At 68.8% G+C, this 12692-nt stretch carries 15 protein-coding genes and 5 tRNA genes; 5 read left to right on the forward strand and 15 right to left on the reverse strand.

Annotation, left to right across the window (positions count from 1 at the left end; genetic code table 11):
* A partial coding sequence (gene thiD / locus G6048_RS41675; RefSeq protein WP_165344821.1) for a bifunctional hydroxymethylpyrimidine kinase/phosphomethylpyrimidine kinase occupies positions 1-806 on the reverse strand: 806 nt, incomplete at its 3' end.
* On the reverse strand, positions 803-1768 hold the full coding sequence (locus G6048_RS41680; RefSeq protein WP_165344822.1) for a thiamine-phosphate kinase: 966 nt from the start codon (positions 1766-1768) through the stop codon (positions 803-805). The genes G6048_RS41680 and thiD, both read right to left, overlap by 4 nt.
* Positions 1769-1994: 226 nt before the next feature.
* On the opposite strand from G6048_RS41680, the gene G6048_RS41685 reads away from it, so the two are divergent.
* Both G6048_RS41685 and G6048_RS41690 read left to right on the forward strand, forming a co-directional pair.
* On the forward strand, positions 1995-2228 hold the full coding sequence (locus G6048_RS41685; RefSeq protein WP_165258562.1) for an Lrp/AsnC ligand binding domain-containing protein: 234 nt from the start codon (positions 1995-1997) through the stop codon (positions 2226-2228).
* Positions 2229-2248: 20 nt separating this feature from the next.
* Positions 2249-2731, forward strand: coding sequence for a DUF3515 domain-containing protein (locus G6048_RS41690; protein ID WP_165344823.1), 483 nt, complete (start codon positions 2249-2251; stop codon positions 2729-2731).
* 30 nt (positions 2732-2761) lie between these two features.
* Here the strand turns inward: G6048_RS41690 and G6048_RS41695 are convergent, their stop codons facing one another.
* The 3 genes from G6048_RS41695 to G6048_RS41705 are packed head-to-tail and all read right to left on the reverse strand — an operon-like array spanning position 2762 to position 5781.
* Entirely contained in the window at positions 2762-3919 is a 1158-nt protein-coding gene (locus G6048_RS41695; protein WP_165344824.1) for a D-alanine--D-alanine ligase family protein, read from the reverse strand.
* A gap of 60 nt (positions 3920-3979) precedes the next feature.
* On the reverse strand, positions 3980-4999 hold the full coding sequence (locus tag G6048_RS41700) for an NAD(P)H-dependent glycerol-3-phosphate dehydrogenase (RefSeq protein ID WP_328828521.1): 1020 nt from the start codon (positions 4997-4999) through the stop codon (positions 3980-3982).
* Positions 4996-5781: a lysophospholipid acyltransferase family protein gene (locus G6048_RS41705; RefSeq protein ID WP_165344825.1), complete on the reverse strand. Its 786-nt coding sequence runs from the start codon at positions 5779-5781 to the stop codon at positions 4996-4998. Before G6048_RS41705 ends, G6048_RS41700 begins: the two co-directional genes overlap by 4 nt.
* Before the next feature lie 158 nt (positions 5782-5939).
* Here G6048_RS41705 and cofC point away from each other — a divergent pair, with 158 nt between their 5' ends.
* Entirely contained in the window at positions 5940-6572 is a 633-nt protein-coding gene (gene cofC, locus G6048_RS41710; RefSeq protein WP_328828523.1) for a 2-phospho-L-lactate guanylyltransferase, read from the forward strand.
* 10 nt (positions 6573-6582) lie between these two features.
* Positions 6583-6786 carry a hypothetical protein gene (locus G6048_RS50475; RefSeq protein WP_235990986.1) on the forward strand — a complete coding sequence of 68 codons (204 nt, stop codon included), beginning with the start codon at positions 6583-6585 and terminating at the stop codon, positions 6784-6786.
* A 140-nt stretch (positions 6787-6926) separates the two neighbouring features.
* On the opposite strand, the gene G6048_RS41715 is transcribed toward G6048_RS50475, so the two are convergent.
* The 4 genes from G6048_RS41715 to leuC all read right to left on the reverse strand — a co-directional run bounded on the left by G6048_RS41715 (position 6927) and on the right by leuC (position 10236).
* Positions 6927-7535 carry an HU family DNA-binding protein gene (locus G6048_RS41715; protein ID WP_165344826.1) on the reverse strand — a complete coding sequence of 203 codons (609 nt, stop codon included), beginning with the start codon at positions 7533-7535 and terminating at the stop codon, positions 6927-6929.
* 138 nt (positions 7536-7673) lie between these two features.
* Positions 7674-7904 (reverse strand): SCO5555 family protein, encoded by a 231-nt coding sequence (locus tag G6048_RS41720; protein ID WP_165258546.1) that lies wholly within the window; start codon positions 7902-7904, stop codon positions 7674-7676.
* A gap of 293 nt (positions 7905-8197) precedes the next feature.
* Positions 8198-8791, reverse strand: a complete 594-nt coding sequence (gene leuD, locus G6048_RS41725; RefSeq protein WP_165344830.1) for a 3-isopropylmalate dehydratase small subunit — start codon at positions 8789-8791, stop codon at positions 8198-8200.
* Positions 8792-8802: 11 nt separating this feature from the next.
* Complete coding sequence (gene leuC, locus G6048_RS41730) at positions 8803-10236, reverse strand: 3-isopropylmalate dehydratase large subunit (protein WP_165344827.1); 1434 nt, start codon at positions 10234-10236, stop codon at positions 8803-8805.
* Between the two features lie 188 nt (positions 10237-10424).
* Between leuC and ndgR the strand changes: the two genes are divergently transcribed.
* Positions 10425-11141, forward strand: a complete 717-nt coding sequence (gene ndgR, locus G6048_RS41735) for an IclR family transcriptional regulator NdgR (protein ID WP_015036427.1) — start codon at positions 10425-10427, stop codon at positions 11139-11141.
* Between the two features lie 143 nt (positions 11142-11284).
* On the opposite strand, the gene G6048_RS41740 is transcribed toward ndgR, so the two are convergent.
* The 6 genes from G6048_RS41740 to G6048_RS41765 form a co-directional block, all read right to left on the reverse strand.
* Positions 11285-11357: transfer RNA gene (locus tag G6048_RS41740), tRNA-Glu, on the reverse strand.
* Between the two features lie 43 nt (positions 11358-11400).
* Positions 11401-11472 (reverse strand) — tRNA-Gln (locus tag G6048_RS41745).
* Between the two features lie 20 nt (positions 11473-11492).
* Positions 11493-11565: transfer RNA gene (locus G6048_RS41750), tRNA-Glu, on the reverse strand.
* Between the two features lie 62 nt (positions 11566-11627).
* Positions 11628-11700: transfer RNA gene (locus tag G6048_RS41755), tRNA-Glu, on the reverse strand.
* A 22-nt stretch (positions 11701-11722) separates the two neighbouring features.
* Positions 11723-11794, reverse strand: a tRNA-Gln gene (locus tag G6048_RS41760).
* A 90-nt stretch (positions 11795-11884) separates the two neighbouring features.
* Positions 11885-12652 (reverse strand): HAD family hydrolase, encoded by a 768-nt coding sequence (locus G6048_RS41765; RefSeq protein WP_165344828.1) that lies wholly within the window; start codon positions 12650-12652, stop codon positions 11885-11887.
* Positions 12653-12692 lie beyond the last annotated feature (40 nt).

The raw sequence follows: 12692 nt of genomic DNA on the forward strand, positions 1-12692 counted from the left end.
CCATGATCCACCGGCCCGATCCCGCCCCCCAGCGCGAACCCCGCCGCGATCGCCCCGGTGACGTACTCCTTGGCCGCCTCCACCGCCTCCGGCACGGACTGCCCCTTCGCCAAGCCCGAGGCGATCGCGGAGGCGAGGGTGCACCCGGTGCCGTGGGTGTGCCGGTTGTCGAGACGGGGAGCGCGCAGCCAGTGCTCCTCCGAGCCATCGGTGAGGAAGTCCACGGCGTCACCGACGAGATGGCCGCCCTTGATGAGCGCCCACTGGGGCCCGTACGAGAGCAGGGCCGCCGCGGCTCGCCGCATCCCGTCCTCCGACTCGACTCGTACGCCCGTGAGTTGGATGACCTCGTCGAGGTTCGGGGTGGCCACGGTGGCGACGGGCAGCAGCTTCGTGCGTACGGAATCCAGGGCGTCTTCGGCCAGCAGGGAGTCGCCGTGCTTGGAGACGCCGACCGGGTCGACGACGGCGGGTGCGTCCGTGCCCCCGATCAACTCGGCGACGGTCTCGACGAGTTCGGCCGAGGCCAGCATCCCGGTCTTGACCGCCTGCACCCCGATGTCGTCGGCCACGCTGCGGTACTGGGCCCGCACCGCCTCCACCGGAAGCTCCCAAGCGCCTTGCACGCCAAGGGAGTTCTGGGCGGTGACCGCCGTGAGCACGCTCATGCCGTGCACGCCGAGCGCGAGCATCGTCTTCAGGTCGGCCTGGATTCCGGCCCCTCCTCCGGAGTCGGAACCCGCGACCGTCAGCACACGCGGCGGAGCACCCCCGAGACCCGTACCCCTGACACTCAGGCCACTCATGACTCGATGTCCCCGAAGTGATCCCAGCCGCCCTTGCTGGTCCACGGCGCCCCGTCGACGGTGACCTGGGGCAGCGCCGAGGGGTTGAGGACCTCGCCGATCACCTTCCAGCGGGCGGGCAGCTTCACATCCGAGGGGAAGGTGGCGACGATCGCGTGGTCCTCGCCGCCGGTGAGCACCCACTGGAGCGGATCGACGCCGACGGCCTGTCCGATGTCGTTCATCTGCGAGGGGATGTCGACGGCGCCGGAGCGGATGTCGATCCGTACCTTGCTGGCTTCCGCGATGTGCCCGAGGTCGGCGATCAGCCCGTCGCTGACGTCCGTCATCGAGGTCGCGCCGAGCCCGGCGGCCGCGGGACCCGCGTGGTACGGCGGTTCGGGCCGCCGGTGGGCCTCGACGAAGGCGCGCGGCGAGCGGAAGCCGCGCGAGAGCACCGCGTGGCCGGCCGCGGACCAGCCCAGCCAGCCCGTGACGGCGACGACATCGCCGGGCTGGGCGCCCGCGCGGGTGACCGGCTCGTGGTTGCGCAGATCGCCGAGTGCGGTGATCGAGACGGTGATGGTCTCGCCGCGTACGACATCGCCACCGACCACGGCCGCGCCCGCGACCTGGCACTCGTCGCGCAGGCCGTCCATCAGCTCGATGGGCCAGGTGGCCGGGAGTTCGGCCGGGACGACCAGGCCGAGCAGCAGTGCGGTGGGTACGGCGCCCATGGCGGCGATGTCCGCGAGGTTCTGCGCCGCCGCCTTGCGCCCGACGTCGTATGCCGTGGACCAGTCGCGGCGGAAGTGCCGCCCCTCCAGGAGGATGTCGGTGCTCGCCACGACCCTGCGGTCGGGGGCGGCCACCACGGCGGCGTCGTCGCCCGGCCCGACGCGTACCGCCGGGGTGGTGGTGAGCCGTGAGGTGAGCTCCCTGATGAGCCCGAACTCCCCCAACTCGCCCACGGTTCCCTTCATTGTCGTACGTCTCCTTCTGTTACTGCCGCTGCCCGGCCTGTCTCTGCCGCTGCCCGGTCGCGAGCCGTCAATGACCTGGGTACGGTCGAGTCGACCGCCAACTTCTGTCGTCCATACGCCTCGGCGTGCAAGATCGGCCCCCGCGGGTCTCCCCGCGGTGAGCGGCGACGCGATACCGTGGCGTTCCTTTTCCCCACATGATCCTCGTGGCCGCCCTGGAGGTTCCGTGGTACAGGCGTACATCCTGATCCAGACGGAGGTCGGCAAAGCGTCGACCGTCGCTGAGACGATCAGCAAGATTTCGGGGGTGATCCAGGCCGAGGACGTGACCGGACCGTACGACGTGATCGTGCGGGCCCAAGCCGACACCGTTGATGATCTCGGCCGCATGGTGGTCGCGAAAGTCCAGCAAGTGGACGGCATCACCCGTACCCTGACCTGCCCGGTGGTGCACCTGTAGCCCCCGTCTACCCTGTGCCGGTGAACTTGTTCCGTTCCCGGCTGTTCGGTCTTCCCGCCCTCGCCCTGCTGATCTCCGCCACAGGCTGCTCCTCCGCAGACGACAGTGCGTCGGCCGCGGTTCCCAGCCCGGACGCGAAGGTCACCAAGCTGTGCCAGAACCTGGACGAACGGCTGCCGCCGAAGGTGGACGGTCTCGACCGGGAGGATCCCGAGCCCCGGTCCACACTGACCGCGGGCTGGGGAGGCCCGGCGATCATACTGCGCTGCGGCGTGGAGCGGCCCGCCGAGATGCTCGACCCGAAGGCGTCCACGACCGAGGTGAACGGCGTGGCCTGGCTCGTACAGGAACAGGACGACGGCTCGTACGTCTTCACGACGGGCCTGCGCGAGGCGTACGTGGAGGTCGGGTTCAGCGAGGAGCAGGCCGCGAAGGGCGCGGGCCCGCTCGTCGACTTCGCGCAGCCCATCAAGAAGGCGATCCCCGAAGGGATCGCCAACTAGATCGCACTCTACGAAGTGGGCCGCCAGGGCTCAGCGCAGGCCCGTTGACCGCCGCAGCGCCGCCTGGACCAACCGGTCCACCAACTCCGGGTAGCTGACCCCGCTCTCCTGCCACATGCGCGGGTACATGGAGATGGGCGTGAAGCCCGGCATCGTGTTGATCTCGTTGATGACGAACTCGCCGTCCTCGGTGAGGAAGAAGTCCGCGCGTACGAGACCCTCGCACGACGCCGCCTCGAAGGCCGCGACCGCCAGCCGCCGCACCTCGGCGGTCTGCTCGTCGGTGAGCGGCGCGGGCACGATCCCGGGGGCGGAGTCGATGTACTTCGCCTCGAAGTCGTAGAACTCGTGGGACTGCACCGGCGGAATCTCGGCGGGCACCGAGGCACGCGGCCCGTCCTCGAACTCCAGGACCCCGCACTCGATCTCGCGACCCCGCAGCAGCGCCTCCACGATGATCTTCGGGTCGTGCTGCTGAGCCGCCACGATCGCTTCGTCGAGGCCGCCCAGGTCGTCGACCTTGGTGATGCCGATCGACGACCCCGCGCGCGCGGGCTTCACGAAGAGCGGCCAGCCGTGCTCGCCCGCGAAGTCAACGATCTTCCTGCGGGCCCCCGCTTCGTCGAGCTCCCACTCGCGGGGGCGGATCACCGTGTACGGGCCGACGGGCAGCCCGAAGGAGGTGAACACCCGCTTCATGTACTCCTTGTCCTGGCCGACGGCCGAGGCGAGCACACCCGAGCCGACGTACGGGACACCGGACAGCTCCAGGAGGCCCTGGAGGGTGCCGTCCTCGCCGTACGGGCCGTGCAGCACCGGGAAGACGACGTCGACCTCGCCGAGCGCCTTGGGGACCGAACCTGGCTCGCTGTAGACGACTTCGCGGTTGGAGGGGTCGACGGGGAGGATCACCCCGCCCTCTTCGGACTCGGTGAGCTGCTCGACGTTCGGCTGGCGCCGGTCGGCGATGGCCATCCGCTCCGGTTCGTCCGCCGTGAGCGCCCAGCGGCCGTCCTGGGTGATGCCGATCGGCAGGACGTCGTACTTCGTCCGGTCGATGGCGCGCAGGACGGCGCCGGCGGTGACGACAGAGATGCCGTGTTCGGAGCTGCGGCCGCCGAACACGATGGCCACACGCGGCTTACGAGGCGTCTGCCCAGGGCTCTGGGGGAGGTTCTCGGTGCTCATATCGCGTTGAGAGTACCCGTTGGTAGTGCGGTGAGTCAGCGCCCGCCGGGCTCCCGAGTGTCAGTGCCGCTCCGGCTTGGCGCTGCGCGCCATCAGCTCCTTGAGGGCGACCACGGGCGGCTTGCCGTCGTGGACGATGCCGACGACCATCTCCGTGATGGGCATGTCGACGCCGTGGCGGTGGGCCAGATCCAGCACGGACTCACAGGACTTGACGCCCTCGGCGGTCTGTTTGGTGACCGCGATGGTCTCCTGAAGGGTCATGCCCTTGCCGAGGTTGGTGCCGAAGGTGTGGTTGCGCGAGAGCGGTGAGGAACAGGTGGCCACGAGGTCACCCAGGCCCGCGAGCCCGGAGAACGTCAGCGGGTCGGCGCCCATCGCGAGGCCAAGGCGGGTCGTCTCCGCCAATCCGCGCGTGATGAGCGACCCCTTGGCGTTGTCGCCGAGCCCCATGCCGTCCGCGATGCCGACGGCGAGACCGATCACGTTCTTGATGGCGCCGCCGAGTTCGCAGCCGACGACGTCGGTGTTGGTGTACGGGCGGAAGTACGGCGTGTGGCAGGCGGCCTGGAGGCGCTGGGCCACCGTCTCGTCGCTGCACGCGACCACCGCGGCGGCCGGCATCCGGGCGGCGATCTCCCGGGCGAGGTTGGGTCCGGTGACCACCGCTACGCGGTCCGCGCCGACCTTGGCGACGTCCTCGATGACCTCGCTCATCCGCATCGCGGAACCGAGTTCGACGCCCTTCATGAGGGAGACAAGGACGGTGCCGGGAGCGAGCAGCCCGGTCCACTCGGCGAGGTTTCCGCGTAGCGTCTGCGAGGGGATGGCGAGCACCATGAAGTCCGCGTCGCGGGCCGCCTCGGCCGCGTCCGTGGTGGCGCGCAGGTTCTCGGGGAGTTCGATGCCCGGCAGGTAGTCGGGGTTCGTACGCGTGGAGTTGACCGCTTCGGCGAGTTCGGCCCGCCGTCCCCACAGGGTCACCTCGCATCCGGCGTCGGCGAGCACCATGCCGAAGGCCGTGCCCCACGATCCGGTCCCGAAGACGGCCGCCCTGACGGGCTTGCCGGATGTCGTCACTTGCCGTGCCCCTCTTCCTGTTCTGTCTTTTCGTGTGGCCGCGTTTCGTGGGCCCGCGCCCTGCGCCGCTGCTCGATGCGCACCTGTATCGGGTCGTACGGCGTCCTGGGTGCCGTCTCGGCGCGGATCACCTCCAGCTGCGCGGTGATCGCCGCCATGATGACCTCGGTGGCCTCCTTCAGGAGCTCGGGGGTCATCTCCTTGTCGTAGAAGCGCGACAGGTCCACCGGGGGGCCCGCGAGCACGTGATGGGTCTTGCGGGGAAGGATGTTGAGTTTCTTCGCATACGGCGGCAGCAGCAGGTTGGCTCCCCACTGGGCGACCGGAATCACCGGGCACTTGGTCTGCAGCGCGACGCGTGCGGCACCGGTCTTGCCGATCATCGGCCACTGCCCGGGATCGCGCGTAATGGTGCCCTCCGGATAGAAGGCGACGCACTCCCCGCGTTCCACGGCGTCGATTGCGGCCCGGAAGGCGCTCAGCGCGTCGGTGCTCTCGCGGTACACGGGAATCTGTCCGGTGCCGCGCATCGCGGCCCCGATGAATCCCTTTTTGAAAAGCCCGGCCTTCGCCAGAAAACGCGGAACGCGCCCGGTGTTGTACTGATAATGCGCGTACGCGAACGGATCCACATGAGAATTGTGGTTCACCGCGGTGATAAATCCGCCCTCGGCCGGAATGTTCTCCATTCCACGCCAATCCCGCTTGACCAGAACCACCAGCGGTGGTTTGCAGAGGACCGCTGCGAAGCGGTACCAGAAGCCGATTCTGCGGCGGGGCACGCGGACACCTTCCTCTAGGGCCTGGTGGGGGCCGCACAAGTGTCGCTCCAGGCCGACGGTCTGTCGAGAACACGTTACGCCCGGGGACGGGCCCCGCCAGGGTGTCTCCCTCATCGTCCAGGTCACAATGGGCGCGACAAGAGAGGGACGGATCGCTGGTGCAGTGGACCTTGGTCATACCCCTGAAAGCCCTCACGCGGGCGAAGAGCAGGCTCTCGGACACCGCCGCCGACGGACTGCGCCCCGGGCTCGCCCTCGCCTTCGCGCAGGACACCGTGGCGGCGGCCCTCGCCTGCGCCGCGGTACACGATGTGGCGGTCGTCACGGACGACGTGCTGGCCGGCCGCGAACTGGCCGCGCTGGGCGCCCGGATCGTCCCGGACGAGCCCGCGGGCGGCCTGAACGCCGCCCTCGCACATGGGGCGTCGCTCGTACGCTCCCAAAGCCCCGAAAGCCCTCTGGCGGCCCTGAACGCGGATCTACCCGCACTGCGCCCCCTGGAATTGGCGCGCGTCCTCGACGCTGCAGCCGAATTCCCCCGCGCTTTTCTCGCGGACGCCGCCGGAACCGGCACGACTCTGCTGACCGCGTCCGCGGACCGTGAATTGCTCCCCAGGTTCGGCCCGGATTCCCGCACCCGCCATCGGGCCTCGGGGGCTGTGGAACTCCCCCTGGACGCAGTGGATTCCGTACGCCAGGACGTGGACACCGGCGAGGACCTGCGAGCGGCTCTGGCCTTGCGCGTGGGGCCGCGCACGGCAGCGGCCGTCGCGGCGCTGAACGTCGCCTAGGGTGGGCTGCATGCAGGCGACCGCGTACACGTACGACCCCGAGACCCGTAGCGGTCAGGTGCTGCTCGATGACGGCACCCCGGTGCCCTTCGACGGCCCGGCGTTCGAGGCGGGCGGGCTCAGGCTGCTCAGGCCGGGGCAGCGGGTGCGGATCGAGACGGAGGGCGAGGGGGACGCGCGCCGGATCACTCTGGTCACGCTGCAGACTCTCTGAAGCCCTTCTTGAAGCGCTCGTGAAGACGCCCTGAAGACCTTCAGGGCCGGCCCTGCCCCCGAAGATCTCTGAATACGCCGCGGGCCGGGCTCTCTTCCGTGCGGAGCCCGGCCCGGCGCGTGAGTGTCCCAGCGCCCTGTCTACCGGCGGGCGGTGGTCTTCTTGGCGGTGGTCTTGCGCGCCGTCGACTTCTTCGCGGGCGCCTTCTTGGCGGCCCCCTTCTTGGCGGCGGTCTTCTTGGCAGCCGCAGTCTTGCCGGTCGCCGCCTTCTTGGTGGTGGTCTTCTTGGCCGCGGCCTTGGCGGGCGCCGCCTTCTTGGCGGTCGTCTTCCTGGCCGTGGTCTTCTTGGCGGGCGTCGCCGCCTTCTTGGCGGCGGTCCTCTTGGCCGCCGCCTTCTTGACCGTGGCGGCAGCGCCTCCGGACAGGCTGCCCTTGGGCGCCTTCTTGACCGCCACATCGTGCTTGGGGAGCTTCTTCGAACCGCTCACCAGGTCCTTGAAACCCTGGCCCGCGCGGAAGCGCGGCACGGAGGTCTTCTTGACCCGAACACGCTCCCCGGTCTGAGGGTTACGTGCGTAGCGGGCCGGACGATCGACCTTCTCGAAGGAACCGAAGCCCGTGACCGAGACCCGTTCCCCTGCGACAACCGCACGGACCACGGCGTCCAGTACGGCGTCGACCGCGTCGGCGGCCTGCTGACGCCCGCCGACCTTGTCCGCAATCGCTTCTACGAGCTGCGCCTTGTTCACGTCTTCCCCTTCGGAGACATTGCCAGAACGAAAGTGTTCAAGCTTTTTCGCACGTTAGGCAGATATATACCGCAAATCAAACACGAAACGGGCTAATCACCCTAGTGCCGCAACGAACCAGGACTGTCGCGGAGTTCCTCAGAGACCTTCTTCGGGGAATCGCCCCTCATCGAGGTCCGCGGTGAACCGCTCCAGACGCCTCGTCGCATCGGCGAGATCGTGTTTGGCCACGGCCGTAATGACCAGCAGCTTCCGGGTCAGCGCCATCCGTACGCCCTCCGGGACTTGCAGTGCGCGCACCCTTGCGTGCGCTTCCTTGAGTTGGGACGCGACCGCCGTATAGAGCTCGAGTTGGCCGTCGTGTTCCATGCACAGATTGTGCCATCTGGGGCGAGTTGTCGCCTGCGCAGGGTCAACTGCCGCCGCGCAGGCGCTTCCCGCACTCCTCAGCGCAAGGCTGTGCCAAGGCTCGGTTACCCCAACAAGCCCCTTTGAAACAAGGGGAGTTGAAGCCATTCAGAACCGGCCGCTGACCTCGCCCTCCGGCACACACAGCAGTACCCCCAATCGTCCACGATTGGGGGTACTGCTGCCTGTTGAGGTGGCTGGAATCAGCCTTGCGGGCTCGGGTCCGTTCGTCCCTTCACCCTCCGGGCGTCCGCTCAGACTCGGAGCGTACGCGGCTTGTAGGCGGGGCGCTTGGACTCGTACTCGGCGATGTCCGCCTCGTTCTGAAGCGTGATCGAGATGTCGTCGAGCCCGTTCAGCAGCCGCCAGCGGGCGTTCTCGTCGAGGTCGAAGGAGGCGGTGATGCCCTCAGCGCGAACCTCACGCGCCTCAAGGTCGACAGTGACCTCGGCCTCGGGGTCCTTCTCGGTGAGTTCCCACAGTGCGTCCACGATCTTCTGCTCCAGAACGACCGTGAGCAGACCGTTCTTGAGCGAGTTGCCGCGGAAGATGTCCGCGAAGCGCGAGGAGATGACGGCCTTGAAGCCGTAGTTCTGCAGCGCCCACACAGCGTGCTCGCGCGAGGAGCCCGTACCGAAGTCGGGACCCGCGACGAGGACCGTGGCACCGTGGCGCTCGGGCTGGTTGAGGATGAACGACGAGTCCTTGCGCCAGGCCTCGAACAGCCCGTCCTCGAAGCCGTCCCTGGTGACCTTCTTGAGCCAGTGGGCGGGGATGATCTGGTCGGTGTCGACGTTGCTGCGGCGCAGCGGGACGGCCCGTCCGGTGTGCGTGGTGAATGCTTCCATGGCCATGGTTCTCAGACTCCAGCGGGCGTACGGACGGCAGACAGGTCGTTCAGGTCGGCGGGGGACGCCAGGTGGCCGAGCACGGCGGTGGCGGCGGCGACCTGCGGCGAGACCAGGTGCGTACGGCCGCCCTTGCCCTGCCTGCCTTCGAAGTTGCGGTTGGAGGTGGACGCGGAGCGCTCACCGGGGGCCAGCTGGTCGGGGTTCATGCCCAGGCACATCGAGCAGCCCGCGTGCCGCCATTCGGCGCCGGCCTCCTTGAAGACGAGGTCCAGTCCCTCCTCGACGGCCTGCAGCCCCACGCGCGCCGAGCCCGGAACGACCAGCATCCGTACGCCGTCGGCGACTTTGCGGCCCCCGACGATCGCGGCGGCCGCGCGCAGGTCCTCGATACGGCCGTTGGTGCAGGAGCCTACGAAGACGGTGTCGACCTTGATGTCGCGCAGCGGCTGCCCGGCGGTCAACCCCATGTATTCCAGGGCCTTTTCGGCGGCATGGCGCTCCGAAGCGTCCTCGTACGAAGCAGGATCGGGGACGGACGCCGAAAGCGGCGAGCCCTGACCGGGGTTGGTGCCCCAGGTGACGAACGGCGCGAGCGAGGCGGCGTCGATGACGACCTCGGCGTCGAACTCCGCGTCCCCGTCCGACTTCAAGGTCTTCCAGTACGCGACGGCGGCGTCCCAGTCCTCGCCCTCGGGGGCGTGGGCGCGGCCCTTGATGTACTCGAAGGTCGTCTCGTCGGGGGCGATCATGCCCGCGCGGGCCCCGGCCTCGATCGACATGTTGCAGATGGTCATCCGGGCCTCCATCGAGAGCTTCTCGATGGCGGAGCCGCGGTACTCCAGGATGTAGCCCTGGCCACCGCCTGTACCGATCTTGGCGATGATCGCCAGGATCAGGTCCTTGGCCGTGACATCCTCGGGCAGTTCACCGTCGACCGTGATGGCCATGGTCTTCGGGCGGGCCAGCGGCAGCGTCTGGGTGGCCAGCACATGCTCGACCTGAGAGGTGCCGATGCCGAACGCCAGCGCGCCGAAGGCGCCGTGCGTGGAGGTGTGCGAGTCGCCGCAGACCACGGTCATGCCGGGCTGCGTCAGCCCCAGCTGGGGTCCCACGACGTGGACGACGCCCTGCTCGACGTCGCCGAGCGGGTGCAGACGTACGCCGAACTCGGCGCAGTTCTTGCGCAGTGTCTCCAGCTGGACGCGCGAGACCGGGTCCGCGATGGGCTTGTCGATGTCGAGGGTCGGGGTGTTGTGATCCTCGGTCGCGATGGTGAGGTCGAGGCGACGCACCGTACGGCCGCTCTTGCGGAGGCCGTCGAAGGCCTGCGGGCTGGTCACCTCGTGCAGCAGGTGCAGATCGATGAAGAGAAGGTCGGGCTCGCCCTCCGCGCGCCGGACGACATGGTCGTCCCAGACCTTCTCCGCGAGTGTCCTACCCATCGCTTTCCCTCCGGCCGGCCTGTATGGCGCCGGCCCAACTAGAGACTTCGGGATGGCCGCGTCCGTCACCCCCGCACCGGACGTCTGCCGCCGGGCCCGCTGGTCTACGGGCCGTTGTATGTACAGGGTGGCGCGTTCCACGGAAAATTGAACTTGCGTTTCACAGAGTGAGACGCGAGTATCGTTGCATGGACAACAGTAGCGGCGTCGGCGTTCTGGACAAGGCAGCCCTTGTCCTGAGCGCCCTGGAGTCCGGTCCGGCCACCCTCGCGGGCCTGGTCGCGGCGACCGGACTGGCACGACCCACGGCACATCGCCTCGCCGTGGCACTTGAGCACCACCGCATGGTGGCGCGGGACATGCAGGGCCGTTTCATTCTCGGCCCGCGGCTGGCCGAGCTGGCCGCGGCGGCGGGCGAGGACCGTCTCCTCGCCACCGCGGGGCCGGTCCTCACACACCTCCGTGACGTCACGGGCGAGAGCGCGCAGCTCTACCGCCGCCAGGGCGACATGCGTATCTGCGTCGCCGCGGCGGAGCGTCTGTCGGGTCTCAGGGACACGGTTCCGGTCGGCTCGACGCTCACCATGAAGGCGGGCTCCTCGGCCCAGATCCTGATGGCCTGGGAGGAGCCGGAACGCCTGCACCGTGGCCTGCAGGGCGCCCGCTTCACGGCGACGGCACTGTCGGGCGTACGGCGCCGGGGCTGGGCCCAGTCGATCGGCGAGCGCGAGCCGGGCGTCGCGTCCGTCTCGGCGCCGGTGCGCGGGCCCTCGAACCGGGTGGTGGCCGCCGTCTCGGTCTCCGGGCCGATCGAGCGCCTGACCCGGCACCCGGGCCGGATGCACGCCCAGGCCGTCATCGACGCGGCGGCCCGCCTCTCGGAGGCGCTGCGCCGCACCGGCTGATCCCGAGTCGATCCGACCGGTCGCTTCAACGCCGCAGCGATCGGCTGGAGTTGAGGTTGTCCCGCCGTTCAACTCAGCTCAATTCGGCTCGCAGAATGAACGCGAAGAAGCCCTCCCCTGCTGGGGAGGGCTTCTTCGTCACGTACCCCCGACCGGATTCGAACCGGCGCTACCGCCTTGAGAGGGCGGCGTGCTAGGCCGCTACACAACGGGGGCGAGGATCTTGCAAGCGTTTGATTTACACCGCCGCAGATCCGAGCTGGTCTACCAGGACTCGAACCTAGACTAACTGAACCAGAATCAGTCGTGCTGCCAATTACACCATAGACCAATATGGTTTAGACCAGTTCGTACCCCCGACCGGATTCGAACCGGCGCTACCGCCTTGAGAGGGCGGCGTGCTAGGCCGCTACACAACGGGGGCCCTAGCGATCCTGCATGAGAAGCAGTGGGCGCGACCCGGACTGCTTCCCTGGGAAGGATCTGTACCCCCGACCGGATTCGAACCGGCGCTACCGCCTTGAGAGGGCGGCGTGCTAGGCCGCTACACAACGGGGGCAATTGCAGATGAGCTCTGCGAGCTGGCCTACCAGGACTCGAACCTAGACTAACTGAACCAGAATCAGTCGTGCTGCCAATTACACCATAGGCCACTGAAACGCAACCCCCGGCGGGGATCTTGTCTTAGCTTGCGCTTCCCGGTTCCGGCCTGTCGGCCCGCTCGCGGTGGCGCAGGAAGAACATTACCCGAAGGTGGACGGCGCTCCAAAACGGGTATCGGCCGCAAGGAGTGCGGGGAGTTCGGCCAGAGAAGTGATGCGGCGCAGGCCGGCGGGCTGATCCGGAACGGTCTCGGCGCCGGTGCCCGGGCGCGGGCCGGTGACCGCGCTCACGCCCGTGCGGTCGATCCAGACCGAGAAGAGGCCCGCGCCGGCCGCGCCTTGGCCGTCGATCTCCGGGTGATCGCCGATGTACGCCACCTGGTACGGGGGCAGCGACAGTGCCTCGCAGGCGGCGTGGAAGGCGCGGGCCTCCGGTTTGGAGACGCCCAGCTCGGCTGCGCACAGCACCGTCTCGAAGCGGTCATGTACGCCAAGAACGCGGAGTTTGCGGTCCTGGACGTGGAGGCTGGAGTTGGACAGGACGGCGTGTCGGTGGCTGGCGGCGAGGGTGTCGAGTGCGGGCAGCACGTCCGGGAAGAGCTCCCAGGCGGCTTCGTAGTGGGTGATGTACCGCTGGAACCAGGCGTCGGCCTCGGTGTCGGTCAGTTCCTCGCCCAGGAAGACCCGCACTCGGTCGCGCCGCTGGCCCTCGAAGGAGGCCTCGCCGGCCGCGAACCTGGCCCACTGCTGATCCGTGATCTTCCGCCATCGGCCGAGCGCCTGTTCCACGGAGGCGTAACCCTCGAGCAGGCCCTCCGCCGCCAGATGTCCGCGCATTCCGGCGCGGTCGGCCGTGGTGTAGTCGAAGATCGTGTCGTCCACATCCCAGACCACGGCTCTGATCGTCATGGTGTGACCTTCCCCAGCCCGTTCGCGGCCCGTTCCTGGG

The sequence above is a fragment of the Streptomyces ureilyticus genome, from assembly GCF_011045025.1.
Classification (GTDB): Bacteria; Actinomycetota; Actinomycetes; order Streptomycetales; family Streptomycetaceae; genus Streptomyces; species Streptomyces ureilyticus.

Bases quoted from the DNA above. Each gene is read 5' to 3' on its own strand.
- G6048_RS41680 (WP_165344822.1), bottom strand. From the start codon at position 1,768: ATGAAGGGAACCGTGGGCGAGTTGGGGGAGTTCGGGCTCATCAGGGAG.
- G6048_RS41695 (WP_165344824.1), bottom strand. From the start codon at position 3,919: ATGAGCACCGAGAACCTCCCCCAGAGCCCTGGGCAGACGCCTCGTAAG.
- G6048_RS50475 (WP_235990986.1), top strand. From the start codon at position 6,583: ATGCAGGCGACCGCGTACACGTACGACCCCGAGACCCGTAGCGGTCAG.
- G6048_RS41720 (WP_165258546.1), bottom strand. From the start codon at position 7,904: ATGGAACACGACGGCCAACTCGAGCTCTATACGGCGGTCGCGTCCCAA.
- leuD (WP_165344830.1), bottom strand. From the start codon at position 8,791: ATGGAAGCATTCACCACGCACACCGGACGGGCCGTCCCGCTGCGCCGC.
- leuC (WP_165344827.1), bottom strand. From the start codon at position 10,236: ATGGGTAGGACACTCGCGGAGAAGGTCTGGGACGACCATGTCGTCCGG.
- ndgR (WP_015036427.1), top strand. From the start codon at position 10,425: ATGGACAACAGTAGCGGCGTCGGCGTTCTGGACAAGGCAGCCCTTGTC.
- G6048_RS41765 (WP_165344828.1), bottom strand. From the start codon at position 12,652: ATGACGATCAGAGCCGTGGTCTGGGATGTGGACGACACGATCTTCGAC.